This window comes from Novosphingobium kunmingense, assembly GCF_002813245.1.
GTDB lineage: Bacteria > Pseudomonadota > Alphaproteobacteria > Sphingomonadales > Sphingomonadaceae > Novosphingobium > Novosphingobium kunmingense.
In genome coordinates, this window is the sequence record NZ_PHUF01000006.1 from 126,128 (window position 1) to 152,806 (window position 26,679).

Below are 26,679 nucleotides of genomic sequence, written 5' to 3' on the forward strand. Positions count from 1 at the left end.
GAGGATGGTTCGAATGACGCAGTGGAATCTCGGGGACATCCTCGATGCAATCGAGCCAGCGCTTCCGCCCGATACGCCGGCGCTGATCCACGGCAAGCGCGTCATCACCTGGGCGGAGATGGGTGCGCGTTCGAACAACATTGCCCGCGCCCTGGCCGCGCACGGCATTTCGTCAGGGGCCAAGGTGGCGTTCTACATGCGCAACCGCCCTGAATACGGCGAACTGATGGCGGCTTGCTTCAAGGGTCGGTTCACCCATGTGAACATCAACTATCGCTATCGCCCCGAGGAAGTGTTCTACATCTTCGACGATTCCGACAGCGAGGCCATTTTCTACAGCGCCGAATTCCGCGATTGCATAGTCGAACTGAAGGACAGGCTGACCAAGGCCAAGGTCTTCGTCGAAATCGGCGACCGCGCGGCCAAGGCACCCTTCGCGCTTGCGTACGAGGACCTGGCAACAGCGGGTGATGGTTCGCCATTGGGGATCGAACGGTCACCGCACGACGAGCTGTTCATCTACACCGGCGGGACCACCGGCATGCCCAAGGGTGTGGTCTGGCACCACACCGATATGCGCGAAGCCCAGCTCGATGCGCAGCGCCTGCTCGCCCCTGTGCCGGACAGCCTCGACAAAGCCGTCGCCATGATCCGCGCTGAAGGCCCGGGTCGGATGACCCTGCCTGCCTGCCCGATGATGCACGGGACCGGGTTCATCACCGCGATCGGCACCCTTGCATCTGGCGGCTGCCTCGTCACGCTGGACAATCCCTCGCTCGATGCGGTCGAGTTGTGGGAAGCGGTCGAACGCAACAAGGTGCAGTCGATCGCGATCGTCGGCGATGCCTTCGCCAAACCGATGCTCAAAGCCCTCGATGATGCCCCTGGCGGTTTCGATACTTCCAGCCTGATTACCATCGTCTCGTCGGGGGTGATGTGGAGCAAGGAGGTTAAGCAGGGCTTGATCGGGCATATTCCGCAAGTGGCCCTGATGGACAGCTTCGGCGCTTCGGAAGGACTTGGTTTCGGCCGCTCGGTGACCACGGCTGCGGGGACTACGGAAACCGCCAAGTTCACCATCGGCAGCATGTGCGACGTGTTCGACGAGAACGACCAGCTGGTGCTTCCGGGCAGCGGCACACCTGGATTCATCGCGCTCAAGGGACCGATCCCGCTCGCCTATTACAAGGATCCTGAAAAATCGGCGCGAACCTTCAAGACCATCGGCGGGGTCCGCTATTCGATTCCCGGAGACTGGTGCACGGTCGAGGCCGATGGCAGCCTGACCCTGCTCGGACGGGGCAGCGTCTGCATCAACACCGCAGGCGAAAAGGTCTATCCCGAAGAGGTCGAGGAAGTGCTCAAGACCCATCCGGCCATCGAGGATGCGCTGGTTGTCGGGGTGGCCGACGAGAAATGGGGGCAGGCGGTGACCGCAGTGGTTCACCTCGCAGCGGGCGAAACGCTCGATGAACCGGCCGTCAAGGAGCATGTCCGCAGCAAATTGGCGGGCTACAAGACCCCCAAGACCGTGTTCGCTACCGCGATGGCGTTGCGTGCGCCCAACGGCAAGGCCGACTACAAGGGCGCGGCAGACCTTGCCGCCAAGCTGAGCGCCGCCCAATGAGCGCACTCGATCCAGACTGCGACGCACTGATCATCGGTGCGGGATTCAGCGGAATCTATCTGCTCCACCGGCTGCGTCAGGCCGGGTTTCGCACAAGGTTGATCGACGCCGCCGCCGAACCCGGCGGCATCTGGTACTGGAACTGTTATCCTGGCGCGCGGGTCGATTCGCACGTCCCGATCTACGAATTCTCGCTGCCCGAGTTGTGGCAGGACTGGACCTGGAGCGAACGCTTCCCTGGCGGCGGAGAGCTGCGACGATATTTCCGCTACGTGTGCGACAAGCTGGAGCTCTGGCCCGACATGGCCATGGGGACGCGGGTGTCCTGTGCCCGCTTCGATGCCGAAAGCGATGTCTGGCGTGTCGATACGGCGCAAGGCGAGCAGATCAGCGCCCGCTTCCTGCTGCCTTGTGCCGGTTTTGCCGCCAAATCCTATACTCCGGACATTGCCGGCCTGGAGACGTTTGCGGGTGAACGGCACCACACCGCGCATTGGCCTCAGGGCGGCCTTCCGTTTGCCGGGAAGCGGGTGGCGATCATCGGCACCGGGGCGAGCGGCGTGCAGGTGGCGCAGGAAGCCGCGCGCGACGCCGCGGAGCTGACCCTGTTCCAGCGCACCCCGATCCTGGCTCTGCCGATGCATCAGCAGCCGCTGAGCCTTGAGCAGCAAGCGCAGGAAAAGCCCGGCTACCCCGCCAAGTTCGCGGCGCGGCAGACCTCGAACGGCGGCTTCGACGCCGATCGAATGGAAATCAGCGCACACGATGTCGATGCATCAGAGCGCACCGCAACCTTTGAACGTCTATGGCGAGCCGGCGGTCTGCGGTTCTGGTACAACAATTTCTCCGACCTGCTGACCGACGAACGGGCCAACCGCTTCGCCTACGATTTCTGGCGCGAGAAGGTCCGCGCGCGGATTGCCGATCCCTCGCTTCACGAGGCATTGGCGCCGATGGAACCGCCGCATCCCTTCGGCACGAAACGACCCTCGCTCGAACAGAACTATTACGAGATATTCGCACAGGACAATGTGTCGCTGGTCGATCTCAAGCGCGATCCGATCGAGCGTGTGGTCCCCAGCGGTATCGAGACCGCAAGCGGCCTGATCGAATGCGACATCATCGTATTCGCCACGGGGTTCGATGCCGGCAGCGGGGGGCTGATCGACATGAATCTGCGCGGTACCGAAGGCTTTAACCTGGGTGAGGCGTGGAAGGACGGGGTCCACGCCTATCTGGGCAATTCCGTTTCCGGGTTCCCCAATATGCTGTTCCACTACGGCCCGCTGAGCCCATCCGGCTTTTCCAATGGTCCGACCGCCGCCGAACTGCAGGGCGACTGGACGACGGATTTCCTGGTTCACTTGAGGAGTGAGGGGATCACACGGTTCGAGCCCGATCCGGCAGCGGAGCGCGAATGGACCGGCATGGTCGAACAAATCGGCGCGATGACGCTCTTTCCCAAAGCCAGGTCCTGGTACATGGGCGACAATATTCCGGGCAAGAAGCGCCAGCTGATCAACTTCCCGAGCGTATCAACCTATGCCCAGATCTGTGCCGACGTTGCCGCGAATGGCTATCGCGGCTTCAGGCTGGCTTCCTGAACTTTCTGATCGGAAAATACCTTGTCGAGTGACATAACGAACGGTCTTGGCGATATCGACCCGGAATGGGCACCGAACCCTGAAGAACTGCCCCGCTGGTTTGTCGATGCGCTTGCCGTTCCGCGCGAGGAAGGCTTCGTTGAGGTTGATGGCACGGGGATCCACTATTTCCGGTGGGGACAGCGCGGGAAGCCACCCGTGCTGATGACGCATGGCTTTCTCGCCCACGCCCGCTGCTTTGCCTTCATCGCGCCATTCCTTGCGAACGATTACGATGTTGTGGCCTACGATCTGTCTGCGATGGGCGACAGCGCGGTGCGCGAGGATTGCGACATGGCCGCGCGCGGCCGGGAAATGATCGGGGTGGCGCGGGCGCTGGGCCTGTTCGATGCTGACCGGAAACCGGCGATTGTCGCGCACAGCTTCGGTGCCAGCGTCGCGCTGGAAGCGCTTGAGCAGTTGCCCGGCGGCTTTGCCGGTGCAGCCATCTGCGACATGATGACCCTGCGCCCCGCCATGCTCGAAGCATTCTGGGCAAGCGGCCACACCAGTCCGGGTTCAGGGAATCCGGACAAGCCCCAGCGCATCTACCCGGACTTTGCGACTGCCCGCAGCCGCTACAAGCTCTCGCCACCGCAGCAAGTCGGGGAGCCTTTCCTGATGGACTATATGGCCTATCATTCCATGCGCCGGGTCGAAGGAGGTTGGAGCTGGAAGTTCTCGCCTGCGGTGTTCAATCGCGACAATGCGCGCACCGACTGGCTCACGATCGGACCGAAACTGGTTTCGGCACCGGGGCGAAAGGCGATCGTCCACGGCAAGGAAAGTCTGCTGTTCACGCGTGACTCCCAGGATTTTGTTCGGGAGTTAGGGGGATTGGATATCCCGATCATCGCGATACCCGACGCACGGCACCATTTGATGCTGGATCAGCCCTTGGCATTTGTCGCCGCGATCCGGTCGGTGCTTGGATGCTGGCTTTGGCCGCCCGGTTGATCGGCAGATAGAAATCAACGTGAGTTCAAGATTCTAAAAAAATGAGGAGGATTATATGTTGAGATCTAATGGTTTTCGTTTGATCGCGTTGTCGGGATCATGCAGTCTATTGGCGATAGCGGGTCCCGCTCTGGCCCAGCAAACCGCGGATGGGGCAAATGAGACCGAGCAGGTAGACCAGCAAGCGGCAGGTGGAGAAATCGTGGTCACCGCAACCCGCCGTTCGGAAACCCTCTCCAAGGTTCCGCTGGCTGTTACCGCCGTTAATGCTCAATCGCTGCAGAATTCCGGCGCAAGCGATATTCGGCAACTTGGCCAGCTCGCACCTTCCTTGATGGTCTCTTCGACAGGAACCGAAGCTAACGGCTCGGCGCGCGTTCGCGGCGTGGGGACAGTCGGGGACAATCCGGGCCTTGAAAGTTCGGTCGCGGTATTCATTGATGGCGTATACCGGTCTCGGTCCGGCGTGGCCTTGTCGGAACTTGGCGAGGTCGAGCGGATCGAAGTGCTGCGCGGACCGCAGGGCACACTGTTTGGCCGGAATGCGTCGGCTGGCTTGATTCATGTGATCAGCAAGAAGCCATCCTTCACCTTCGGAGCGAACGCCGAGGCCAGCTATGGCAATTATGATTATTGGCGCCTGGCTGGTTCGATAACCGGCCCTTTGACCGATACACTCGCGGCAAAGATTGAGGGCGTATACGCCAAGCGCGACGGCTTTTATGACGATGTGAACACAGGAACGACAGTTAACAACCGTGATCGCTATTTTGTGCGCGGGCAATTTCTGTTCGAACCGACGGATGCAACCAGCGTCAGGTTGATCGGCGATTACACGCACCGCGAAGAAGCATGTTGCGGCGCAGCATATATCGATGCGGCCTTCAATCCGCTGATCGGGGGCCTCAACGATCCTACACAGAACAACATCGTCAAGGTTCTGCTCGATCTCGGCCAACAGTCCCAGGCATTCGGCGATCCGTTCAGCCGAAAGATCTGGACATCCCCCGCCCATCCGATGGGCGGGACCATCAACGATGGTGGCGTTTCGCTTGAGGTCAATCACGATTTCGGCGGAGCAAAACTCACCTCCGTCACGGGCTATCGCGAGTTCAAGAGCGAACAGGAAGGTGATAGCGATTTTTCCACGGTTGATCTGCTTTACAGGGCGCCTGGCTCTTTCCGGCAGTTCAAGACCTTCACCCAGGAATTGCGCCTTCAGGGTTCTGCATTCAACGATAAGCTGGATTGGCTGGTTGGGGGTTATTTCGCGGACGAAAAGCTGAATGTCGACGATGCGCTGCGCTTTGGCAGCCAATACGGACGCTTCGCCGCCTGCCGGATCGTTTCGGGCGGAGGCCTCGCGGGCTTCTACGATCCTGCAAGCACCGGTTGCCTCAGTGCAACCGGCCGGACTGTCGTGGGAAGTTTCGGCGCCGACATTATCAATGGCTTTGATCGCCTCGATTCGATCAGCAACGTCGGTACGACAATGGATTCGTACCACCAGCATTCCAAGAATTATGCGATGTTCACGCACAACATCATCACACTTGCCGATGGATTGAAGTTGACGCTTGGCGCGCGTTACACGTGGGAAGACAAGAGCCTCGACGCCACCTTTGGCAACAACAACACGATTTGTCCGGCACTGCAGGGAACCTTGATCGATGATCTTTCCAGCGCCAACGCCACGGTTCGCACGCTAGCCGGATCGCTCCTCAGCCTGGGCTGCCAGGGGAACTCGACATCCGAGGTGAACGGGGTCTCGATCAACGGCAAGCGCAGTGAAAGTGAATTCACCTATACGGTGGGCCTCTCCTATCAGGTCCGCCCAGAGATAATGATCTATGCCAACTATTCAAAGGGATACAAGGCGGGTGGATTCAATCTCGATCGATCTGCCCTTAAGTCGCCAATCATGCCATTTGCGGCAGGTGGCGGTGCGCAGGCCTATGTTCACAACCTGATGTTCGATCCGGAATATGTCAAAGCCTATGAAGTGGGCCTGAAGTACAGCTCACGGGAATTGAGCTTGTCCGTGACAGGATTTCGGCAGGAGTTCAGCAACTTCCAGTTGAACACCTTCGCCGGCGCGGTATACATCGTGCAAACGGTCAACGGTTGCAAATCGAGCTTGGGCGGTGCGGACAGGGACGCTGATCCAGCTACTGGCTCCTGTGCTTCCGGCGATGTTGGCTATGGTGTCCTCAGCCAGGGCGTGGAGATCGAGGGATCCCTCCGCCCTGCGCGGAATCTGACCGTTAACCTTGGTGTCACTTACGCCAGCACAAAATACCGCGACAACCTGGTCGGAAACAGCCAAGGTGCTCCGCTTGACCCGGCATTGCGCATGCTGCCCGGCAAGCAGATCTCGAATTCCGCACCGTGGGTGGTCACCAGTTCGGCCTCCTGGACACCCAAAATCGGCAATTCGGGATTGCATGCGCTGTTTTACGTCGATGCCCGGCTCAGCTCCGACTACAATACGGGTTCAGACCTCTATCCGCAAAAACGGCAAGACAGCTTCTTGGTCGTCAACGGACGCGTCGGGTTGCGCGGGCCGGACGATCATTGGGGAGTGGAATTCTGGGTCCAGAATCTGTTCAACCAGGATTACACGCAAGTCACTTTTAACACGCCCTATCAGGCGGGCGGAAGCTCTGCCAGCTATGTCTACCCGCAGTTCCCAGGCGGAAAGCAGCTCTTCTCGTCATTCCTCGCCGAGCCACGCACCTACGGTGTCACTTTGCGCGGCAAGTTCTGATTAGCCCTCAGCTTCCGGGATGCTTAATTGCGTCCCGGAAGCTTCCTTGTTCTTCGCGCTATTAGAGCGTGATCTTGTTTGAGTGAATCGATTGGGGATCCACTCAAACAAGATCACGCTTGTCTTATGACATTTCCATCCGTTTGGGTCATGCTGGATTGCCCGGACCGGGGTGGCCACCCCGGTCCGGGCGGAAGGGGACGGATCGCGAAATCGCCGGTCGTTCAGGGACCGGGTTAGAGTAAGATCGCCCCCTTTCTTTTCCATCAGGCCCGAACGGATACCGGGGTTTTGGACCCGGACGACAAGCATGGGACAGCGGAAAAGATGAGCGACAATCTACCACAGACCATCGGCATCGACATCTCCAAAGCGAGCCTCGACTGCCATGTTCATCCGATTGGTGCCGAGCGGCAGCTCGCCAATACCGCCAAAGGGCACAAGGCGCTGATCGGCTGGTTGTGACGTGATGGCGTGGACGGCCCCTGCACCAGCGTAGCTGTGTCATGATGCGGCCGTTGTAGGTCCACGTCTAGGAGTCGGCAAATGAAGCAGGAGGTTGTTACCGTCGGATTGGATCTGGCGAAGAACGTTTTCCAAGTTCACGCGATTGGGGATGATGGCACCGTTCTGGTCCGCCGCAAGCTTCGACGCGCAGAGGTAGTCGGCTTCTTCAGCGATCTTCCCGCCAGCCTCGTCGGCATGGAGGCATGCGCATCGGCGCATTATTGGGCTCGGGAGCTGATCGCGTTGGGGCATGAGGTTCGGCTGATGCCACCTGCCTACGTGAAGCCCTATGTGAAGCGCGGGAAGACCGACGCAGCAGACGCAGAGGCGATCTGCGAGGCGGTGACGCGTCCGACAATGCGGTTCGTCGCGGTGAAGACCGTCGAACAGCAGGCAGTGTTGATGCTCCACAAGAGCCGCGACCTGATGGTGCGCCAGCGGACCATGCTCATCAATGCCTTGCGCGGGCATCTGACTGAGTACGGTATCGTAACCGGCGTCGGCACCGGCGGCGTAACCGCGATGCTCAAGGCGCTGCATGAGCGACAGGAAGAGCTGCCCGTTCATGCACGGTCCGCGCTGCACGGCCTTGCCGCCCAACTGAGGGCGCTTGCCAGCGAGATCGACCGGTTAGAGGGTCAGATACTCGCATGGCACCGAGCCGACGAGACGAGCCGCCGGCTTGCCACGATCCCGGGCATCGGCCCCATCACTGCGTCGGCCATATCCGCAGCGGTGCCCGATGCGTCTCTATTCCGATCCGGTCGGCAGTTCGCAGCTTGGCTCGGGCTTACCCCTCGAGCGAACAGCTCCGGTGGCAAGGAGCGGCTGGGCGGCATCACCAAGCAGGGCGATGGCTACCTTCGACGGCTGCTTGTGGTCGGCGCGACCGCGGTGATGCGTATGACGCGCAAAAATGCCGATCGGCAGCCGTGGATGGCGAATCTCTTGGAGCGCAAGCCTGCGAAGATCGCGACAGTCGCGCTCGCCAACAAAACAGCGCGCATCGCTTGGGCGGTGATGTCGCGCAAAGAAGTCTACGCGGCGCAGGTCGCGTAACCGTCGTCCGCGCCGCCGGGTAACGCAGGTGGGAGGATGGCGCAGGAGTAGCTGAGTAGTGATGACGAACCGGTCAGACCGGGGGTCGGCGAAACCCAGGGGGTCACAGCGCTTCGAGCGCGATGACGTGATTAGGGAGCCGGCCTGCGGACTTCATCAGGGCCAGCAGCCATACGGTGCTGCGCGAACAGGCCGAACACATGGATGCACCCGACCAGTGCTCATCGCTAAACAAAAGCTCTTGCGTCGCAGGGGTCGTCCACACATGGACCTACAACGGCCGCATCATGACACAGCTACGCTGGTGCAGGGGCCGTCCACGCCATCACGTCACAGTGTCCGACGATCCTGACATCGAATGGCTGGCGATCGACGCCACCGTGATCCGCGCCCAGGCCCAGGCAGCAGGGGCCAGGGTAAAAAGGGGGGCGTTCAAGCCCAGGCTCTCAGCCGCTCCCGTGGCGGGTTCGGAACCAAGATCCATGCCGTAGTCGATGCGCTCGGCCTGCCGGTGCGCTTCGAACTCGGCCCCGGCCAGCCGACATGGCCCCCGCCTGCGGCCTGATCGAAGGATTGCGCGCCGGACAAGTCCTGGCCGACCGGGCCTACGACGCCGATGCCTTGTGCAACCTTATCCGCGCGCAGGGCGGCGAACCGGTCATCCCGCCGCGCCGCCACCGCAAGGTCGCGCGACCCTACGACACCATCGCTTACAAGCAGCGCTGGGGTATCGAGGGCTTCTTCGCCAAGCTCAAGCAATGGCGCCGCATCGCCACACGCTACGACAAACTCGCCGCCAACTTCCTCGGTTCATCAAGCTCGCCAGCATCATGCTATGGCTCAAGTGATTAAAATGTCACTACAGCCTAGCTTTTCAGCGGTTATAAATGATCGCTATCCGACAACCTCAACTACAGGACCATAACCGGCATTGTCTGGAATAACAAGGACACGTTTACCATCGCGTTCTTCCACCTTGGGAAGGACGGTAACAAGGATTCGCTCTTCCGCGCGTCTGATGCAGTCCGCTGCGTTGTTGGCTTCGGCCAGCAGTTGCAGGTTCATCCGGGTCGGGAAAATGACCGTTCGCCGTCCGCTTTCAGCCAGACGCAAGACATCGCTTGGAGAAATCCATTCGGCATCGACGGTCTCGTGTCCATCGCAAGCCGCGATCTGGTTGGCCGGGGCGCGGACGGCGTAGAAGTAGGTATCGAACCGCTTTGGCATGATCGGCGGCGTTATCCAGCGTGCAAAGATAATCAGCGCATCGAGCCGCAATTGTACGCCCAGTTCGCGCACCACGTCGATGAATGCTAGGTCACCGCGATCCACCGCGACACGTACATCTGGATCAGAAGCTGCCTCGAACAGTTCGCCGCTCGGATAGTGCGCCAGCAGGATGCCGGCCTCCTCGTAGACTTCACGGATTGCAGCGACGCGAAGTGTACGCTGAACAACGTCGAACTGATCCCATCCAGCGCAATGCTCCACCCAGGCCGGGTCCGAATCGCCTCGATGTAACTTTCCGCCGGGAAAAACGAGCGCACCGGAGGCAAAATCGATTTGCTGGTGCCGCTTGACCATCAGCACCTGGAATTCCGGATCATCGCGCAGCAACATGATCGTTGCTGCCGGTTTGGGCTCAGGTGCTCCTTTGTCATGGTGCATCTTGTCTTTCCTTTTGCTATCTAGCCAATAAGTTCAATCATGCCCTTTGCGCCATGCGAACGCCAGCTTAAGATCCTTGCCGACTTAGACACCTCGACCAATTTCGTACAGCGGCCCCGAAGTGCCGGAAGATGGAAATCGACCAATATATCGGCGCTCGCGCTCGCCGAACCGCGCAGCGCGTTGATCGTGTAGAGGCCGGTCAGGTCGATCAGCGCGGAAAGGATGCTGCCATGAGTCGATCCGATCATCGGTTTCGAGGCGATCTCCTCTCGCCGCGGGATTTCGAGGATCAGTGTCTCGTCGGTGAGTCCGGTAAAATCCAGCACCAGCCGTTAATGAAACGACGCAATGAGCAACATGGCGCGGGAGTTGGACACCTCGCAGTACCGGCTGTTTGCGGGCTGACGAGGCGACGGCACGGCTTTGCGGGTGCGGAAGTCGCACTCTGCCGGTGATGATTGTGTGATTTTGCGGGTGGATCCGGCGCTCTTGGCTGTTTTCGGCGTCATGCAGGCGCAGTAGGTCCTTTTAGCCTAGCGAGTCGCTGGAATTTATATGCGAGGTTGGCCATACCGATTTTGATGCGGGCCCGGTCGATGCCGATGTGGTTCTTGTAGCCGAACATCGGGATGGCGAGGCCGACCGGCTTGAACGCCTTGGTATACTTGACGCTCCAGCGCGCATCGCGATCTTTCTGGCGCAGCCGTGCGGGCTTCGCCTGTGACGTCTCGGGCACTCGGCCTTCGTTGATCGCCGCCTTTTCGGCTTCGGTGTTCCTCTGCTTGGGTGCCGGAACGACCGTGGCGTCGATGATCTGCCCGCCCATGGCGAGATAGCCCCGGTCGGCCAGCGCGGCATCAAAGCAGGCGAACAGCCGGTGGATCGCCTTCGCCTTGACCAGCCTCTCGCGGAAGAGCCAGACCGTCGTCGCGTCGGGCACCGTGCCATCGAGCCCGAGGCCCAGGAACCGCTGGAACGACAGGCGATCCTTGATCTGGAACTCGGTGGCCTCGTCCGAGAGCGAATACAGCGCCTGCAGCACCAAGATCTTGAACATAAGAACCGGGCCGAACAGCGGGGGGCCGCCCTTGCCACGAAAGCTGCGTCGCAGCGCTGCCACCAACGGACCGCGGAAAACCTCGAATTTCACAACTGCGGTCAGCCGCTCGAGCGGATCACCCCCCGCGCTCAGCACCTCGTACCGGTCCGAAAGATCAAAGAAACCCGGCTGCATTGCCATCATCGCCTCTGCTGCAACGCAAAGGCAGTGAATCACACGGCCTCATCAAACACCATGAGTCTTTCGAGGTATCGAATTTTATTCTCGTTCAACTGACCTAAGGAAAATTCTCCGCACAAAAAAGGGTCGTGCTCGCGCACGACCCAAGTTTTGAGAGTGGGCTGATGAGGCCCGCTTTTCCTTACCTCAAAACAAACATAAAATAAAGAACTAAATTTGGTCGTTCTGCTATGTTTCAGAAATACGAAGCACTTCTGGCATCTATATGAGACGCAGATTCGCTATCATCATCAATACGTATTGAATATTATTCAAATATATTAATGCCAAAATGCGTCTACATTGCCCGACGTTTTGAATCAGAACTTAAACCCAGCGGAAATTCCGTAAGTTCGTGGATCGAGCGTATAGATATTGGTAAACAGGCCCGATGAAGGATCAGTGATATACTTGCCGGTAATCGCCTGCGAATTGAACACGTTTGACACGAATGCCCGCGCGAAAAAGCGATCTTCCGGAGCGGTCAGCGTCACCTGAGCATTAACGATTTCGTAAGCAGGAATCTTGTCACGGATCGTGTTGAAATTGCTGCCCCAGGATTCTCCTGTGAAGTGCACGTCTACCCGGGGTGAAATGGTCCATCCCCCCGCAAGCTCGGCGTCATACTGTGCGCCGACGGAGAATTTCCAATTTGGTGAGTTTGCAAGTTCATTGCCCTTAAGGTTCCGCTCCACGCCGCCAGGGAGGAAGAAGCCGCCGCCAGCGCCGACATCGAAGAGGTACGTGCCAGTGGGTGTGTTAGCGCGAATGAACGACCCCAGTGCGCCGCATAGTGAGAAGGCGCCATAGGAGTTCGTCCCTGGAACCTGGACCGCTGGGCGGATCAAGCCTCCGCCCGCAGCAGCATTGAATCCGTTAACCAGTGCAAGCGTGTTGGCAATCGGCACGCTACCTTCCACGCTAGGTGCGACCACGCAGTTTGCAGCGCTCTGCAAGTCCTTGATGATCACGACGTCAGACCGACCGTTCGAGGGATTGCGGGTGTCAACAGTCCTGAAATCGGATATCTCGGTGTTGAGATAGGACATGCTCGCGTTGACTGTGAAGTTTCGGGCAGGCCTGACGATCGCCTCCATTTCCACCCCGTAGATCTTTGCGTCCGTATTGTCGTTAAATGATGTACGATTGATGATCCGGCTAACCTGAAAATCCTTGTATTTATAGTAAAATGCCGTCGCGTTTAGCTGAAGCTCGCCGCCCAGAAATGTGTTCTTCGTGCCAATTTCGAAGGCATCGATTGTTTCGCCCTTGAAGGTCAATGGAATCGGAGGGAACAGGTTGGGATCATAAGGTGGATTGAAGCCACCCGGCTTGTTGCCACGAGTGTAGCTGGCATAGACCAACGTATCTCGCGTGAAGCTAAGATCAGGTTTCCAGTCGAGAACGACGCGACCTGTGACCGCGTCAAACGTCCCACTTTGCTCAGCAAATGTCTGCTGACCAGGCCTTGAACTGTCGCCATCGAAATTCAAAAGAAGTGCATTAACATCGCTTGTTCCAAATGGAGTCATGACATTCAGGAATGGCTGCCGGGCCCTGATATACTTCTTATCGTTCGAATAGCGCAGGCCGCCCGTAAGCTTGAGGTTGTCGGAAAACTTGAAATAGGCTTCACCAAAAAGGCCGTACGTCTTTAGTTCTGAGCGATCTGTATCACTGTGAAAGAACGGCGGTCCCATACCGAAATTCAACGAGGGTGAGCCCGCGCCAAACGCCGTTACTGTACCGAGAAACGCCGACATGTAGTCGAACCCCGAAGCCATCACCGCATAGTCAATGTCTCGCCCCGTGGCATTCAGATAAAGACCGCCCAACAGGAAGTTGAACGGTCCGTCGAAGTCGGACGCAATGCGTGCTTCCACCGACCATTGTTCGTTGTGGCCCCCTGAGTAGTCATTCTCATTGGTATTGTCGCCGCACTGGGAAATTCGCCCTGCCAGGTATCCGGCGTGTAGCGGATCGAATTGCGATGAGCAGATCTGGTTACCGCGAAACACACCTGAGTTGAGAATTGCGTTGGCGATCGGATTGCCGCCTGCACCAGCAGCGCGCAGGGCAACCAGACCCGGGTTGTTCAGGATGCTACGGGTTGTGGTCAGATTGTAATCGAGCGTAGAGCTATAGTCACTGCGCGAATACCCGCCATTGATCGTAGCCGTGAAACTGCCGAACTTCTGTTGCAGTTCCGCCTGCGCGGTAAATTGCTCGGATTTCCAGGTCGGCTCATAGTCGATGGCAACCTTGCGGACATCCGGAGGATTGATTGAGGTATCATAAGCGTTCCCATCGTCCGCGTAGACACTGCCAAGTGCGAAAGCTGCAAGCGGGCCAAATCCTGCAATGGTCAGGAACTCGCGGCTCGCCAATGTGCCCACCGCAGTCGCATCGCCATTGATCGCTCCGAAAGCCTCCTGATCCGGCCGACAACCGAGAATCGCGGTTGGATCGGTCGCGCAAAGTTGCTTCTGCCCCCTCGAGCGGTTGCTATCCTCCTTGAAGTATTGCGCCGATACGGTGAAGCGCGTGCTGTCGCTGGGCTCGATCTTGAAAGACCCGCGCAGCGAGTAATAGTCACGACCATCGATCTTGTGGCCGGTGTTGAGATTTGTCGTGTAACCATCGCGCTTCAGATACATGCCGGCCAGGCGCACGCCAGCAATATCGCCGATCGGCAAATTGACCATGCCCTTGGCCCGGATTGCATTGTAGTTGCCGTAAGAGGCTTCACCAGACGCCTTGAAACCGGAAAGATCCGGCTTCGCAGTGATGATGTTGAACACGCCGGCCGTGGCGTTTCGCCCGAACAGGGTGCCTTGCGGTCCGCGCAGCACCTCGAGTCGTTCAATATCGTAGAATTCCGAATCAAAGATGCGACTGGCGATCAGCGGCATGTCATTGAAATGGATCGCGACGCCGGCATCGCCAGATGCGGCCACCACCGGGGAACCGATGCCACGGATAGTGATATTGGTCCCAGAGAAATTGCCATAGGTCAGCGTGGTGCTGGGCAAGGCAAGCTGCAGTTCTAACGGATTATCTATCTGTTGCCGCTCAAGGGAATCGTTCGAAAACGCGGAGACTGCCACAGGAACATCCTGAAGTCGCTCGCTGGTACGTTGGGCCGTGACGATAATTTCATTGGGATCAGCCGGATCAGGCACCTCCTGCGCATGCGCTGGCAACGCGATCGCCGCGCTGCAAACCGAAATCAACCAAGTCATCTTGCGACACATGATCTCGCCCTCCTCTCCTAGGCCTTTTTGATTTTGACATCCCCTCACCTCAACCGGCGGAGATGCATAAGGCATTGGTATATCACTGTATTAAAGTCTTTGCGCTTTGGAAAAGAACCCCCATTCGCAACCAATGCACGCACACCTTATCTTATGATCTCTTATCGTCAAGTATCATCCGTTTCAGCTTTTGCTGTTCAACCTACGCAACCCAAGCTAAACCTCTGACCCTATGCATGATCAGATTTCCCCTCTCGGCTTTGTCAGTGAACTCGACGAATTGGTCTTCCTCGTCGAGGAAGTCCCTCGCAAACTTCGCCGGGTATTCGACGCCTCGAACGCCCGGCTCAGGTTAAACCGGTCGCAATGGCGTACACTTGCCTATATCTTCAGGACACCAGGCCTGACCCAGACCGAGCTAGCCAAATGTCTCGAACTGGAACGTGCGAGCGTCGGTCATGTGATAGACCAGTTGGAAAAGGCGGATTTCGTCGAGCGCCGCGCTGTGGAAGGGAATCGCAGGGTGTGGACGTTGCACCTGCGCCCCAAAGCCATCGGTATCTTGCCTACCCTTAGGGTAGAGGCCGATTTGGTCTACAAACGGTTGCTCCAGGGAATATCGGTCGACGAGGTTGTCATTTGCAAGCGGCTATTGGCAGCGATGTCTGCAAATCTGTAGAGTCTCACCTGGAGGTGACGATAAGCGGTGACGTGCTCCCCTTTTCTCCTCCACTCATAAGTAGAGTCCGGGGTGGGCATGGTGCCCCTGCACTGCTACCCAACCTTGGACCGCACCGGTCTAGAGTTTTCCGCCTTGCCCGGGACCGGTGGGCTGGTGTCACCGGTCGGGTTTGCCAGCATGATCGGGGGGATATTCCCGATTGCGCTGTGCGGTCGCTCTTCGTTGTAGTGTCTACGCCAGCGGTCCAGCTTTTCGCAAGCATCTTCGAGCGACAGGAACCAGTGGGTGTTCACGCATTCGCTGCGCAGCTTGCTGTTGAACGCCTCGATGAACGCGTTGTCGGTCGGCTTGCCAGGCCGTGAGCAGTCGAGCGTGACGCCCCTCTGGTAAGCCCGTAGATCCATGTCCCGAGAGACGACCTCGCTGCCATTGTCGACCCGGATGGTCCGGGGATATCCAACCATCCGGCATGTCCGATCGAGCGTCGCCACCACGTCCTCCCCGCGGTAGCTTAACCGCGCATCGATCACCGGCGAGAACCGGCTGAACGTGTCGACCACGGTCAGGATGCGCAGCTTGCGACCCGTCGCGAGCTGATCATGGACGAAGTCCATTGCCCACACATCGTTGTGCCGGACCGCCGGTGCACGATCCTCGCGCAGCTTCGCCTTGACTCGCCGCTTGGGCGTCTTGTGGCGCAGCTGCAGGCCCGACTCCCTGTAAAGCCGGTAGACCTTCTCCGCGTTCACCACCCAGCCTTCCCGGCGAAGAATGTGATAAACACGACGATCGCCGTAGCGGACATGCGTCTCACAGATGGTCTTGATGCGTTTTTTGAGTACGGTCGGATCGGTGCGGCGGGACTGGTAGTGGTAGCTCGACGTGTCGAACGGCAGGACCTTGCAAGCCCTTCGGATCGACACGCCCCAGTCCGTCAGCATCCCGCCGACCAGCTCGCGCTTCTGATCCGGCCTCAAAGCTTTCGGCGGACGATATCCTGTAGCATCTCGCGGTCGAGCGTCAGGTCGGCGACGATCCTCTTCAGGCGACCGTTCTCCTCTTCCAGCTCACGCAGACGCCGCATCTCCGTTGGCAACAACCCTGCGTACTTCGTAAGCGGGGCCACGACCCCACCTTGCGTGCCTGAAGCGCAGCGCCGAGTCTTCGCGCCCTGATCGGGCGGGAGTGCGCTGCTACTATGATAATCTCGGGTGATGATACTGTGAGCAAGGGTGCGCAGCGGTTCGAGATGTTCACGGGCGCGGGCAAGCGGCGCGAGTGGCCGCCAGAGGTGAAGGCGTCGATTGTCGCCGAGCGCTATTCGGGCCGTGAAGGTGTCAGTGCCGTTGCTCGCCGGCATGGGCTCGATCCTTCGCAGGTTTCCGCATGGCGGAGGGAGCTGCGGAACCAACTCGAGGCGGCGGGCGTGGTTCTGCCGACGACGGAGCCGGAAGCGCCGTCATTTGTGCCTGCCATAGTCGAAGTGGCTCCTGCTGCTGAGCTTGTCCCGACAGTACGTCGTTCGAAGAAGCGACGGCGTTCGAAGGCAAGTGCGGTCGAGTTGGAGATTGACGGCGTGGCGGTAAAGATCAGCCGTGGCGCCGATGCGGGCGTGATTGTCGCGGTGATCGAAGCGCTCAAGGCGACACGATGATCGGACCCGGCGCTGGCGCGCGCGTGATGGTCGCAACGCGCCCGGTAGATTTCCGCAAGGGGCCTGACGCCTTGGCCGCTCTGGTCGGCGCCGAGTACGGCGGCGATCCTTATTCCGGCGTGATCTATGTCTTCCGGGCCAAGCGCAGCGACCGGATCAAGCTCGTCTGGTGGGACGGCACCGGGCTGCGCCTGATGGCCAAGAAGTTGGAGTCCGGCGGGTTCAAGTGGCCGGCGATCCAGGATGGTGTGATGCGGCTGACGGCAGCCCAACTGGATGCATTGCTCGAAGGTCTGGACTGGCGCCGGGTGCATCGCGGACGCCGCCCGATCGCCCCGCAGATTGCCGGTTGACGGGGCCTCGCGCTGCTGATTCATTGCTACCATGCTCATGGAAGCGGACCTTCCCAACGATGTCGAAGCGCTCCGCGCGCTCGTCCTTGAGCAGTCCCGCACACTGGCAACAGAACGCGCGGCAAGGGCCGATCTTGCGCTCACCAAGGACGAGGCCGATGCAGAGATCGAGCGGCTGCAGTCGATCATCGATGCCTTCAAGCGCCACCGTTTCGGGCGCAAGTCCGAGCAGCTTCAGCTTGGCCTTGAGGATATCGAGACGGCACTGGGCCAAGCCCGCGCCGCACGCGAGGCGGTGACGGCGAAGGCCGGAGGTGACCGCCCGCGCAAGGCCAACCGCGGCGCTCTGCCGGCGCATCTTGAGCGGATCGAGCAGATTGTCGACGTGGATGATCGGGCTTGCCCCTGCTGTGGCGGCGCACTCCACCAGATCGGCGAGGACGTGGCCGAGCGCCTCGATGTCGTGCCCACCACCTTCCGCGTGCTGGTCACGCGCCGCCCGCGTTATGGCTGCCGCTCTTGCGAGAGTGCGATCGTCCAGGCACCGGTGCCCGCGAGGATCGTCGAGGGTGGCATTCCGACCGAGGCGCTGATCGCGCAGGTGCTGGTCGCCAAGTACGCCGACCATGTTCCGCTTTACCGCCAAGCTCAGATTTACGCCCGTCAGGATATCCAGCTCGACCGCTCAACCCTTGCCGATTGGGTTGGCCGGGCGGCATGGTACCTGCGCCCTTTGCGTGATCGCATCCTCGAAGAGTTGCGACGATCCCAGCGGTTGTTCGCTGACGAGACGACCGCCCCGGTGCTCGATCCCGGGCGGGGTCGGACCAAGACCGGCCAGCTTTGGGCCTATGCCCGCGACGATCGACCATGGGGCGGCGATGATCCACCGCTGGTGGCCTACGTTTATGCTCCCGATCGCAAGAGTGAGCGCGCCGAAGCGCGCCTGGGAAGCTATTCCGGCATCCTGCAGGTCGACGGCTACAGCGGCTATGCCGCGCTCGCCAGGCGTAGTCAGCAGTTCAGCCTCGCCTTCTGCTGGTCGCATGTTCGGCGCAAGTTCTACGAACTGGCCGATAGCTCGCCGGTCGCGACCGACGTCCTACGCAGGATCGCCAGTAGCCATCCGGTGAAGGCCGCAAGGTAGTTTGATCAGGCGGCGATAGCGGTGCGTCGTGACTGCCAGTTCCATGGCATCAGTTCGTTGAGCCGATTGATGGGATGGTCGGCGATACGAGCGAGGATATCGGCCAGCCAGGCCTGCGGATCGACGTCGTTGAGGCGGGCGGTCTGGATCAGGGAGTAGAGGACGGCCGCGCGCTGGCCCCCGCGATCGGATCCGCAGAACAGCCAGGCCTTCCGGCCAAGGGGCACGCAGCAAACTGGGCGGCGATCGCCTCGCTGGTCGAAACCTGCAAGATGCTGGACGTCGAGCCCTACGCCTACCTCTCCGACGTGCTCGCCCGGATCATCACCCGCTCCGACACTGATCCGATCGACGGCCTGCTTCCATACAACTGGGTCGATACAAACGCCGGGCAAATCGTGTTCGAAATGAGCAACATCGCCACCGCTGCGTAATCGCCGAAATTAAATCGACAAAACCCGCCACTGCGGCTCCGACGTCTCGTGGGGGATTTTTACCGCTTACTCCCTGATCCACGTACCACGTGAATCAAGAAAATCGCCCGGAATCAATATGCTCGTTGAGTTTTGACCCTAATAAATCATGAAATTCCCGGAATCATGTACAACTTTTCAACTCCGAAATCATTTAACTCGTTCATTAACAACATGGCTTCACTTTTTTGCCAGCCCTTGTTAATAGAGATTGTAATTACAAGAAATATTTTTACAAATTCATTCAGATAAGAATAGTCAGATAGTCCCCCACTCGACCAATAAAAAATTAATCCATATTCTACATTTGCAAAGTGCCAGGCGATATATTCTACCTCAACCCAGTCCTCAAGCAATTTTTCATCTCTCAACTTATTGAGCCATATTGAAGTATTTCCGATAGCCATATCCTGCAATGTTTTCCGCAATTCAGAAGAAGCCGGCGTTGAAAAATAGATAGAAGAAATAGATTTTTCATAATTTTTTGATTTAATATTACCTTTATTGATCTGCCCCCTTCTGAGTGGCCCAATTTCTATTTTAGAATTGGCCACGAAGGAGGAATGGAATGGCGAGGAAGCACAAGCCGGAGGAGATCATCGGCAAGCTGCGTGAGGCGGAGATCGTGCTGGCGCAGGGCGGAACGGTTGCCGATGCGTGTCGCCGGATCGGCGTCACCGAGCAGAGCTACTACCGCTGGCGCAAGGAGTATGGTGGCCTGAAGATGGATCAGGCCCGGCGGATGAAAGAGCTGGAGAAGGAGAACGCCCGGCTGCGTCGGGCGGTATCGGACCTGACGCTGGACAAGCTGATCCTGCAGGAGGCTGCGCGGGGAAACTTCTGAGCCCCGCGCGCCGACGGCGCTGTATCGATCATATCCGGGGCATGATGCCGGTGTCCGAGCGGCGGGTCTGCCGCGTGCTCGGACAGCATCGATCGACACAGCGCAAGACGCCGCGAGGGGCAGATGACGAGGCTGCACTGACCGAGGACATCATCGCGCTTGCCAGGCAATACGGTCGCTACGGCTATCGCCGGGTAACGGCCATGCTGCGCGATGCCGGCTGGCATGTGAACCGCAAGCGGGTGGAACGCATCTGGCGACGTGAGGGGCTCAAGGTGCCGCAAAAGCAACCGAAGCGAGGAAGGCTTTGGCTCAACGACGGATCATGCATCCGACTGCGGCCCGAGTATCCGGGGCACGTGTGGTCCTACGACTTCGTCGAAGGGCGCACACACGACGGTCGCAAGTTCCGCATCTTGTCGATCATCGATGAAGCCAGCAGGGAATGCCTTGCGCTGCCGGTTGCGCGGCGACTTCGCAGCGAGGATGTGCTCGCGGCACTGGCCGAGCTGTTCGTCACCCGTGGGCCGCCAGCGCACATACGGTCAGACAACGTCCTAGGTTGGGAAGCAGCGGCGGGAAAAGGCCAGCAGGTCTCGTTGCGCCGATAGCTGTCGGCGCAGATGGTGTTGTGATCCAGATGGCTTCCATCGTCAAGGAATGCGCTCTCGGCCATAGCAAACACAGGATCCAGCGGCCGTGCCGGTCGTGGTCCTCACCGTCCTTAAAATGAGATGCGGATGCCAGATGGAAGGCCCGAACATTATCTACAGGGTCGCTATTGCGCCCTCACGGCACAGCAGAGAGGGGTCCTTCCATCTGGTGTCCGCCCGCTCAAGGAACGGGCGGTACTCGGTTCCCGTCTTGATGACAGCGTGTGCAACGCGCGCCATCTTGGCGGTCAGAGCGGTCATCGCTTTGCGGCGGCGATCAGGGTCGTTGGGATGTCCTTCCATGTAGCGACCGAGCTTGTCGCGGAAGCTGTTGTCGCGCTGGCGCGCAGCAACCTGTGCAGCCATCCAAAAGGTACGACGCAGCCGGGCGTTGCCATACTTCGAGAGCTTGGTTCGCCCGCGGAAGGTGCCCGACTGGCAGGTCGCGAGATCAAGCCCGCAGAACTTGAGGAACTGGCGGTGGTGGGCGAACCGGCGAAGATCGCCAGCCTCGGCGAGGATGGTCAGCGCGTTGATCGGCCCGATCCCGGGTATCATGCGCAAGAGTTGATAATCGCGGTTCTCGCTCAGCAGGTCATGGGCGGTCCGCTCGATCTCGTCGCGTTGCCGGATCAGGCTGCGTGCTTGAGCTATGACCATACGGAACATGGTGATCGCGACGGAGTCCTCGGCGACTGGCAGCGCTACCGAGGCGCAGGCCGTCTCGTAGATGTCGTTGATTAGCCTGGCTTTGGAGACCTTGCGGCCCACTAATGACCATGCCTCGCGAGTGAATGCCTCCTGGCCAATCACCGTCATGCTGGCTGGCGTGGGGAAGCGCTCGAGCAAGGCCAGGAACCAGTCGGATCGGCTGTTGCCAGCGAAGCGCTCGATCTCCGGAAAGTACAGCGGCAGGTAGTGCGTCAATATCCTGTGCCAGGTCTGAGTCTTGGCCTTCGAGATCGCTTCGTGGGTCTTCGACATCTCCTGCAGATCGTTGATGCCGGCGGCGAGCGGATCGACGTAGCGCTGGGTGGCGCCGATGCGCAGCATGTGCAGGATCACCTGGGCGTCCTTGGAGTCATTCTTGTCCCAGCCATTGTGCAACGCCTCGCGGGTGCGAGCCAGGGCAACCGATGAGATCAGGCGCAGCTCTAAACCCGCAGTCAGCAGTCGGTGCGCCAAGGTACGATGGTAATTACCAGTGGCTTCGAAGCCGACGATGATCGGACGCCCGATATCTCCGAGATCGGTGGCGAGGCGATCGTAATCCGCCTTGGTCGCCATCACCGTCATGCGACGTCGACGTCCGCTTTCCGGACGTTCGATCAGCACCTCCTGACGGTGCTTGGACATATCAATGGCTACCAGCACGGCGTCGGCGGGAGTAGAGCTACGCTTGGTCATGGTCGGTCAGTCTCCAAAGTGTTGAGTCGACAACTTCACTTTAGAGACCTGCTGGCCGATCATGGCCGCCTTGATGAAGCCTGCGGGCGCTACGCGCCCTTGTCTTCATCAAGGCATCGCGGCCCTTCAGGGGGCCGCTTCCCAATGTGCTACGGCCCCGAGTTCATCGCCAACGCCGTTCAGGAATGGCTGGCGAAGATCGGCGTGAAGACGCTTTACATCACACCCGGCAGTCCGTGGGAGAATGGCTACTGCGAGTCCTTCAACGGCTCGATGCGTGATGAACTGCTGAACGGGGAGATCTTCTACACTCTGGCTGAGGCCCGGATCCTGATCGAAGCCTGGCGAAGGCATTACAACACCGTTAGGCCGCATAGCTCGTTGGGATATCGTCCACCGGCCCCGGAAACGGCGACGCCGCCATGGCTGCCCTCCGGTTCCGCTTTGCTCCACCTGCGGCCAGCCATGGCGCCGGAGGCAGTTTTACACTAACAATCCACACGGACCACTCAGTGGGGGCCCGTCAAGAGGTCGTGACGTCGGCCTGTGAACTGAGCTTGCCGCAGGCCCAGGATTGCGGCCGATCCCGCATGCTGTCGAAGACCCAATGATCGAGCGCAATCGCCGCAGAAATCCGCGGATCAGCAGTGCTCCAGGTTTAGGGAGTCCGGTGGTATTCCTGCAGAATCCGGCCGTAGTCTATCATTCGGCAGCCCGGAATCGCGGAAAGGTGGGAGAGTCCGGTCGTATTCTTTCACCGACAGAACAACCTCCTTTCTACCGTAAAACCTACTGTCCGTGAAGGGCCGTTATCGGACCGTGATAGGTACCCTAAAGGGCCGTCAAAGCTGAGTATACTTTTTCGGCCATTTCTATATTATTGGCAGCGATGGTGCTCTCCCCTCCCCCGTGGCAATTGGCCCTCGCGCGGATCGAGGGGGCGCTGCCGTTTCTGGGCTCGGAGGTCGCCGACGGGTTGGCGCTGGCTTCGCTGCGGCGGTTGTGGCGCGTCCATGTCCGCGACTTTCCTCAGGAAAACCAAGGTCCTGAGCACAATCCCGGGATCGAGGCGGCCGAGCTGACCCGCTCGTGGTACACGGCCGAACGCCGCGATTTTCTGTCATGGATCGCCCGGCGCGGCTCCCCTCCCCTTGCCCGCGCGGCCAGGCTCGCGCTCGCCGCCAAGGGCGCGACCGAGAGCTTCGCCAGCGTGTTCGAACCGGCCGATCGGGCGCTCGATCGGCTCGATGCGCTGCTACCGGCGCGCGACCCGGTGGCAACGCTGAGTGAATGGCTCGAGCAGCTACGTGAAGATGAGATCGAGTTTCGTGAACTCGGCAGCGAGGAGGTCGTGATCGAAGGCAAGGTGTTCCAGCGCTTCGCCGCACGCGGAAGCGCCTGGGCGGCCTCGCTCGCTGTGGCCATGCGCCCACATGTGTTCAGTCTCGGCGCCGCGCCGCTGGCCCTGGCTGGGCTCGCCCCGCGCAGCCTATTCCGTGCCGAACCTGAGAGCCCCTTCCCCGCCCTCCTAGGCCAAGCGATCACCGCGGCTGCGGCCGACGTTGCCACTGACCTGGCCGCTGTGCGCACGGCTCTCGCGCTGGGCGATCAACGTCTGGCCCGTCTCTATGCCTCGTCGCAGGCCCCGGCGGTGTGGCAGCTGATTGCGGGTCTGGGGCCCCTCACCCGCGCCGAATTGGCCCGGGCGCTCGGTGTGACCCGTCGCACCGCCTCGCAGGCCGCCACAGCGCTCGAGAAGGCCGATTTGGCCGTCCTGCGCCCTGGTGACCACGCCCTGGCCCCCAAAACGGCCCCCAGGGCCTCCTGAGGCGCCCTACGGCGTCAATGCGACCTCGCGGTAGGGCACGCCAATGCGCTTGGGGGCGCTGGCCCTGCGGCGCAGCAATTGGCTGGCAAAGCGCGAAGCTTCGTCTTCGCTGGTAAACGAGACCACCCTCCCCTGCCCCCGGGTCCCGATCCGGCCCCAGGCGAACTCGACGATAGAGGCCCCGAACAGGTCGCGGCTAAGCGCGACGGTATAGCGCCGGGCGACATTGCGCTCTGCGCAGACGGCTTCGAGCCAAATGAAGCTTCCGTGGGTCGGGGTGTCCATGCGCGCATAAATGCCGCAGGCGGATTCACGCGATCCAACGGGAATTTTGAATCACAGGAGTCGGACTGATTCACGCAGGCGATTTGTTCCGGCCTCCCGCGCGAAGGCCTGAGTCTTCAGGTCCAGTACTGGTCCAAAACCGCGCGAACTGCTTCTTCCGCCTCTTGGCGCGTCGCTCCGCCCTTGCTCAGGAGAGTGAGGCGAATGCCCTTACGATCCGCGCCTTCAATCCGAAGCACCGGCTTACCGCTCCCATTCGCGACCGTTTCGGCCTTTCCTGACTTTTTGGGGGATCCTGACTTCTTGGGGGGGTCTGCAGCCAGTGAGAGTGCCTTGATCACATCGATCACGGGCATCGACTTTCCGGTTGCCTCACGCTCGTCGGCCAAGCGTGCGGCCTCTTGGAAGGCGCGTGCCTTGCGCTCGTCTGGTTTCAGAAGGGCCTTGAGAGCGATTGCGTTTCGAATGCCGAGTTCTTGCGGGTCGCCAAAAGCCCGGGTCAGTTCGTCGGGAAGACGAGCGAGATCGAGATATCGCGTGAGCCAGCTTTCAGAGACTTTCAGCCGCTCGGCCATCGTCCTCTGACGGCCATCATAGTACGCTGTCAGTGCGCGCAGATAGTCCCTGGCCCTCTCAAGATCCGTAAGATCATCCCTGGCTCGGTTTTCGATGTCAGCGAGCCTGAATGCCTCTTCGTCGCCGATCTCCCGGACGTCGACCAAGAACTTGAAGTCTGGATAATTGTGAGACCGCAACCAGCTAATCGACCAATGTCGCCGCGCGCCGCAGATTACCTCAAAATCGAAATCCTCATCACCGGAAAGGCGGCGCACAATTGCGGGGATTTCCTGCCGCCCTTGCGCCTTGATGCTCTCAATGAGATCCGAACACCGTTCTTCGTTTAGCAAGGCATAATCGCGGTTATGGCCTGCCCACATCCGGCATCTGGCAGGATCCACCAACTCATGGGTCCGATTGACAATTGCCCCGGATGCCAGGTCGGCAAGACGGTTTGAACGACCGGTTAGAACGTTCGATGCAATGCTCGATCGACGAGGCGCTGTGCCTGCGTCCGTCAGGTCAATTCCGGCCGCCAAATCGGCCGCAAAACCGCTGTTTTTCTTACTCATGCGACCCTCCCGTCAGCCGAATTGCACGCGTGCAATTTTCCAAGAATGCGAGCCTCTCACCCCGAATTGCACGCGTGCAATTTCCGGTTTTCATGCCAAGGCCTCCTGGCGCAACCGCTTGTGATGACTGGGCCACATCGAACGAATATCGACCTCAATCTCAGCGTTGACGCCATCAAGATAGTTCAGGCACCGATTGCGCACAGCTGAACTGGTGGCGGGGCCATCGAGCTCATAGACCGTCATCAAACGCGCAGTTGCATTATCGATCTCGGCGGAGTCCTTCAGGGGTGTACGGACCATTGTGTGGCCGAACAGCGTCCGCATGAGCTGTATCAGCTCCTTCTGCATCGACTTATTTTCGTCGACCTTCGACGCAACGAAGCGAAGAAAATTGAGCTCCGGCGCAAGCCCGCGGTCAGCAAGCTGCTCGATCGTCTCATCCAACATGGACAGGAACGCTGCAGTCGACGAAAAATCCATGACGGTTGGCGGCACCGGCACCACCAGCGAATTCGCCGCGCGCAGCACAGAGAGCGAGATCGCGCCGAGCGCCGGTGGAGGATCCATCACGATAACGTCAAACCGATCCGAGATGCTCTCAATGCCCTCCTTCAATCGGTCGAGAAGTGACGCATTGCCTTGGGCCATTCGGGCAGCGAGCTCGTACTCGGAGTTGAACAGGCGAAGGTTTGCCGGGATCAATTCCAAACCATCGAAATGGGTCTTGCGGAGTGCATAATCGAGGGACGATCGTTCGCCTTCGCGAAGGAACGGGTAGAGTGTGTCATCCTCGTTGAGATCGAGATCGGGGACGTAGCCAAAAAGCGTTGTTGCCGATGCCTGGCTATCGCAGTCCACCAAAGCCACGCGGTATCCTCGAATGGCAAGATACTGCGCCAAATGGACAGCCACCGTCGACTTGCCAACGCCGCCCTTGAAGTTCTGGACCGCTACGACGCAGCACGGGTCGCTCTCAGCTCGGTACGGCCTCGTGCCGAAGACGCCCCGCATATCGTTGAGCTGCGCCAGCGTGTATCGCTCACGCCTGTTGTTATCAGTTCTGGCAGGCTCTGGAAGCCGACCGTCCTTCTCCGCATCGCGTATCGCAGCTGGGGTCCTACCCACGAGTTCGGCAGCTTTACCGATCGTGAAAGTGGGCTCACGGCGGTCATCCGACCGGGCGCTTCTGGCGGAATCCCGCAGCTTCTCGAGCACCGACGAGGTCCGACTGGCCAGCGTTGCCACCGACACCAAGCGCTCCGCTTCCTCGATTTGAAGTCCGTTCGACACATACCCACCTTTCGCAACTGAGCGTGTGCTACACTCACTTGCGCTTTTGGGTCAAGAAATTCGCAAATTTCGAAAGTTGAAGCATCAAAACGGGGTCTAAATACCCCTAGCTCGGCCCAACCTGACTCGGTGGGGGATGCTGAAATTGCACGCGTGCAATGTCCAC

18 protein-coding genes and 8 pseudogenes are annotated in these 26,679 nt (G+C 59.7%); 15 read left to right on the plus strand and 11 right to left on the minus strand.

What is annotated here, in order from left to right:
- Positions 1 to 13 precede the first annotated feature (13 nt).
- From B0I00_RS15280 to B0I00_RS15310, 7 genes and pseudogenes are all read left to right on the plus strand, one after another.
- A complete protein-coding gene (locus B0I00_RS15280) occupies positions 14 to 1,627 on the plus strand; it encodes an acyl-CoA synthetase (RefSeq protein ID WP_100868283.1) in 1,614 nt (537 codons plus the stop codon).
- Positions 1,624 to 3,231, plus strand: coding sequence for a flavin-containing monooxygenase (locus B0I00_RS15285; protein WP_100868284.1), 1,608 nt, complete (start codon positions 1,624 to 1,626; stop codon positions 3,229 to 3,231). The genes B0I00_RS15280 and B0I00_RS15285 overlap by 4 nt, the downstream gene beginning before the upstream one ends.
- Positions 3,232 to 3,252: 21 nt before the next feature.
- Complete coding sequence (locus B0I00_RS15290) at positions 3,253 to 4,227, plus strand: alpha/beta fold hydrolase (protein ID WP_100868285.1); 975 nt, start codon at positions 3,253 to 3,255, stop codon at positions 4,225 to 4,227.
- 55 nt (positions 4,228 to 4,282) lie between these two features.
- Positions 4,283 to 6,994: a TonB-dependent receptor gene (locus B0I00_RS15295; protein WP_100868286.1), complete on the plus strand. Its 2,712-nt coding sequence runs from the start codon at positions 4,283 to 4,285 to the stop codon at positions 6,992 to 6,994.
- Positions 6,995 to 7,321: 327 nt separating this feature from the next.
- The gene (locus tag B0I00_RS15300) at positions 7,322 to 7,459 is read left to right on the plus strand and encodes a hypothetical protein (protein WP_198519271.1); all 138 of its coding nucleotides are present in this window, start codon (positions 7,322 to 7,324) and stop codon (positions 7,457 to 7,459) included.
- A gap of 81 nt (positions 7,460 to 7,540) precedes the next feature.
- Positions 7,541 to 8,560, plus strand: a complete 1,020-nt coding sequence (locus B0I00_RS15305) for an IS110 family RNA-guided transposase (protein WP_100868287.1) — start codon at positions 7,541 to 7,543, stop codon at positions 8,558 to 8,560.
- Between the two features lie 335 nt (positions 8,561 to 8,895).
- Positions 8,896 to 9,408 (plus strand): annotated as a pseudogene (locus tag B0I00_RS15310) (IS5 family transposase); the annotation flags it as partial.
- A 46-nt stretch (positions 9,409 to 9,454) separates the two neighbouring features.
- Here the strand turns inward: B0I00_RS15310 and B0I00_RS15315 are convergent.
- The 4 genes and pseudogenes from B0I00_RS15315 to B0I00_RS15330 all read right to left on the minus strand — a co-directional run bounded on the left by B0I00_RS15315 (position 9,455) and on the right by B0I00_RS15330 (position 14,764).
- Entirely contained in the window at positions 9,455 to 10,228 is a 774-nt protein-coding gene (locus B0I00_RS15315) for an NUDIX hydrolase (protein ID WP_100868288.1), read from the minus strand.
- Positions 10,229 to 10,248: 20 nt separating this feature from the next.
- Positions 10,249 to 10,557 (minus strand): hotdog fold thioesterase, encoded by a 309-nt coding sequence (locus tag B0I00_RS15320; protein ID WP_198519272.1) that lies wholly within the window; start codon positions 10,555 to 10,557, stop codon positions 10,249 to 10,251.
- A 263-nt stretch (positions 10,558 to 10,820) separates the two neighbouring features.
- A pseudogene (locus tag B0I00_RS15325) lies at positions 10,821 to 11,471 on the minus strand (transposase); the annotation flags it as partial.
- Between the two features lie 359 nt (positions 11,472 to 11,830).
- The gene (locus tag B0I00_RS15330; protein WP_100868289.1) at positions 11,831 to 14,764 is read right to left on the minus strand and encodes a TonB-dependent receptor; all 2,934 of its coding nucleotides are present in this window, start codon (positions 14,762 to 14,764) and stop codon (positions 11,831 to 11,833) included.
- 232 nt (positions 14,765 to 14,996) lie between these two features.
- Between B0I00_RS15330 and B0I00_RS15335 the strand changes: the two genes are divergently transcribed.
- Positions 14,997 to 15,443, plus strand: a complete 447-nt coding sequence (locus B0I00_RS15335; RefSeq protein WP_100868290.1) for a MarR family winged helix-turn-helix transcriptional regulator — start codon at positions 14,997 to 14,999, stop codon at positions 15,441 to 15,443.
- Between the two features lie 95 nt (positions 15,444 to 15,538).
- Here the strand turns inward: B0I00_RS15335 and B0I00_RS15340 are convergent.
- A pseudogene (locus B0I00_RS15340) lies at positions 15,539 to 16,557 on the minus strand (IS3 family transposase); the annotation flags it as partial.
- A 111-nt stretch (positions 16,558 to 16,668) separates the two neighbouring features.
- Here B0I00_RS15340 and tnpA point away from each other — a divergent pair.
- From tnpA to tnpC, 3 genes and pseudogenes are all read left to right on the plus strand, one after another.
- Complete coding sequence (gene tnpA, locus B0I00_RS15345; RefSeq protein WP_232730301.1) at positions 16,669 to 17,100, plus strand: IS66-like element accessory protein TnpA; 432 nt, start codon at positions 16,669 to 16,671, stop codon at positions 17,098 to 17,100.
- Complete coding sequence (tnpB, locus tag B0I00_RS15350) at positions 17,097 to 17,453, plus strand: IS66 family insertion sequence element accessory protein TnpB (RefSeq protein WP_100868292.1); 357 nt, start codon at positions 17,097 to 17,099, stop codon at positions 17,451 to 17,453. The genes tnpA and tnpB overlap by 4 nt, the downstream gene beginning before the upstream one ends.
- Positions 17,454 to 17,484: 31 nt before the next feature.
- Positions 17,485 to 18,594, plus strand: a pseudogene (tnpC, locus tag B0I00_RS15355) (IS66 family transposase); the annotation flags it as partial.
- A gap of 11 nt (positions 18,595 to 18,605) precedes the next feature.
- Here tnpC and B0I00_RS15360 read toward each other — a convergent pair.
- Positions 18,606 to 18,827 (minus strand): annotated as a pseudogene (locus B0I00_RS15360) (transposase domain-containing protein); the annotation flags it as partial.
- A 45-nt stretch (positions 18,828 to 18,872) separates the two neighbouring features.
- Between B0I00_RS15360 and B0I00_RS17380 the strand changes: the two are divergent.
- Positions 18,873 to 19,034: a transposase domain-containing protein gene (locus B0I00_RS17380; protein WP_198519273.1), complete on the plus strand. Its 162-nt coding sequence runs from the start codon at positions 18,873 to 18,875 to the stop codon at positions 19,032 to 19,034.
- A gap of 146 nt (positions 19,035 to 19,180) precedes the next feature.
- Here B0I00_RS17380 and B0I00_RS17100 read toward each other — a convergent pair whose 3' ends face one another.
- Complete coding sequence (locus tag B0I00_RS17100) at positions 19,181 to 19,627, minus strand: hypothetical protein (RefSeq protein WP_157812596.1); 447 nt, start codon at positions 19,625 to 19,627, stop codon at positions 19,181 to 19,183.
- A 14-nt stretch (positions 19,628 to 19,641) separates the two neighbouring features.
- Between B0I00_RS17100 and B0I00_RS15370 the strand changes: the two are divergent.
- Positions 19,642 to 20,471: pseudogene (locus B0I00_RS15370) on the plus strand (IS3 family transposase); the annotation flags it as partial.
- A gap of 224 nt (positions 20,472 to 20,695) precedes the next feature.
- On the opposite strand, the pseudogene B0I00_RS15375 reads toward B0I00_RS15370, so the two are convergent.
- Positions 20,696 to 21,977 (minus strand): annotated as a pseudogene (locus B0I00_RS15375) (IS110 family RNA-guided transposase).
- A gap of 153 nt (positions 21,978 to 22,130) precedes the next feature.
- Between B0I00_RS15375 and B0I00_RS15380 the strand changes: the two are divergent.
- Both B0I00_RS15380 and B0I00_RS15385 read left to right on the plus strand, forming a co-directional pair.
- A pseudogene (locus B0I00_RS15380) lies at positions 22,131 to 22,469 on the plus strand (integrase core domain-containing protein); the annotation flags it as partial.
- A 424-nt stretch (positions 22,470 to 22,893) separates the two neighbouring features.
- Complete coding sequence (locus B0I00_RS15385) at positions 22,894 to 23,805, plus strand: MarR family transcriptional regulator (protein ID WP_232730302.1); 912 nt, start codon at positions 22,894 to 22,896, stop codon at positions 23,803 to 23,805.
- 6 nt (positions 23,806 to 23,811) lie between these two features.
- Here the strand turns inward: B0I00_RS15385 and B0I00_RS15390 are convergent, their stop codons facing one another.
- The 3 genes from B0I00_RS15390 to B0I00_RS15400 all read right to left on the minus strand — a co-directional run bounded on the left by B0I00_RS15390 (position 23,812) and on the right by B0I00_RS15400 (position 26,513).
- Positions 23,812 to 24,090, minus strand: coding sequence for a WGR domain-containing protein (locus B0I00_RS15390; protein ID WP_100868296.1), 279 nt, complete (start codon positions 24,088 to 24,090; stop codon positions 23,812 to 23,814).
- Positions 24,091 to 24,206: 116 nt separating this feature from the next.
- Positions 24,207 to 25,220, minus strand: coding sequence for a ParB/RepB/Spo0J family partition protein (locus B0I00_RS15395; RefSeq protein ID WP_100868297.1), 1,014 nt, complete (start codon positions 25,218 to 25,220; stop codon positions 24,207 to 24,209).
- Positions 25,221 to 25,310: 90 nt separating this feature from the next.
- Entirely contained in the window at positions 25,311 to 26,513 is a 1,203-nt protein-coding gene (locus tag B0I00_RS15400) for an AAA family ATPase (protein ID WP_100868298.1), read from the minus strand.
- Positions 26,514 to 26,679: the final 166 nt, after the last annotated feature.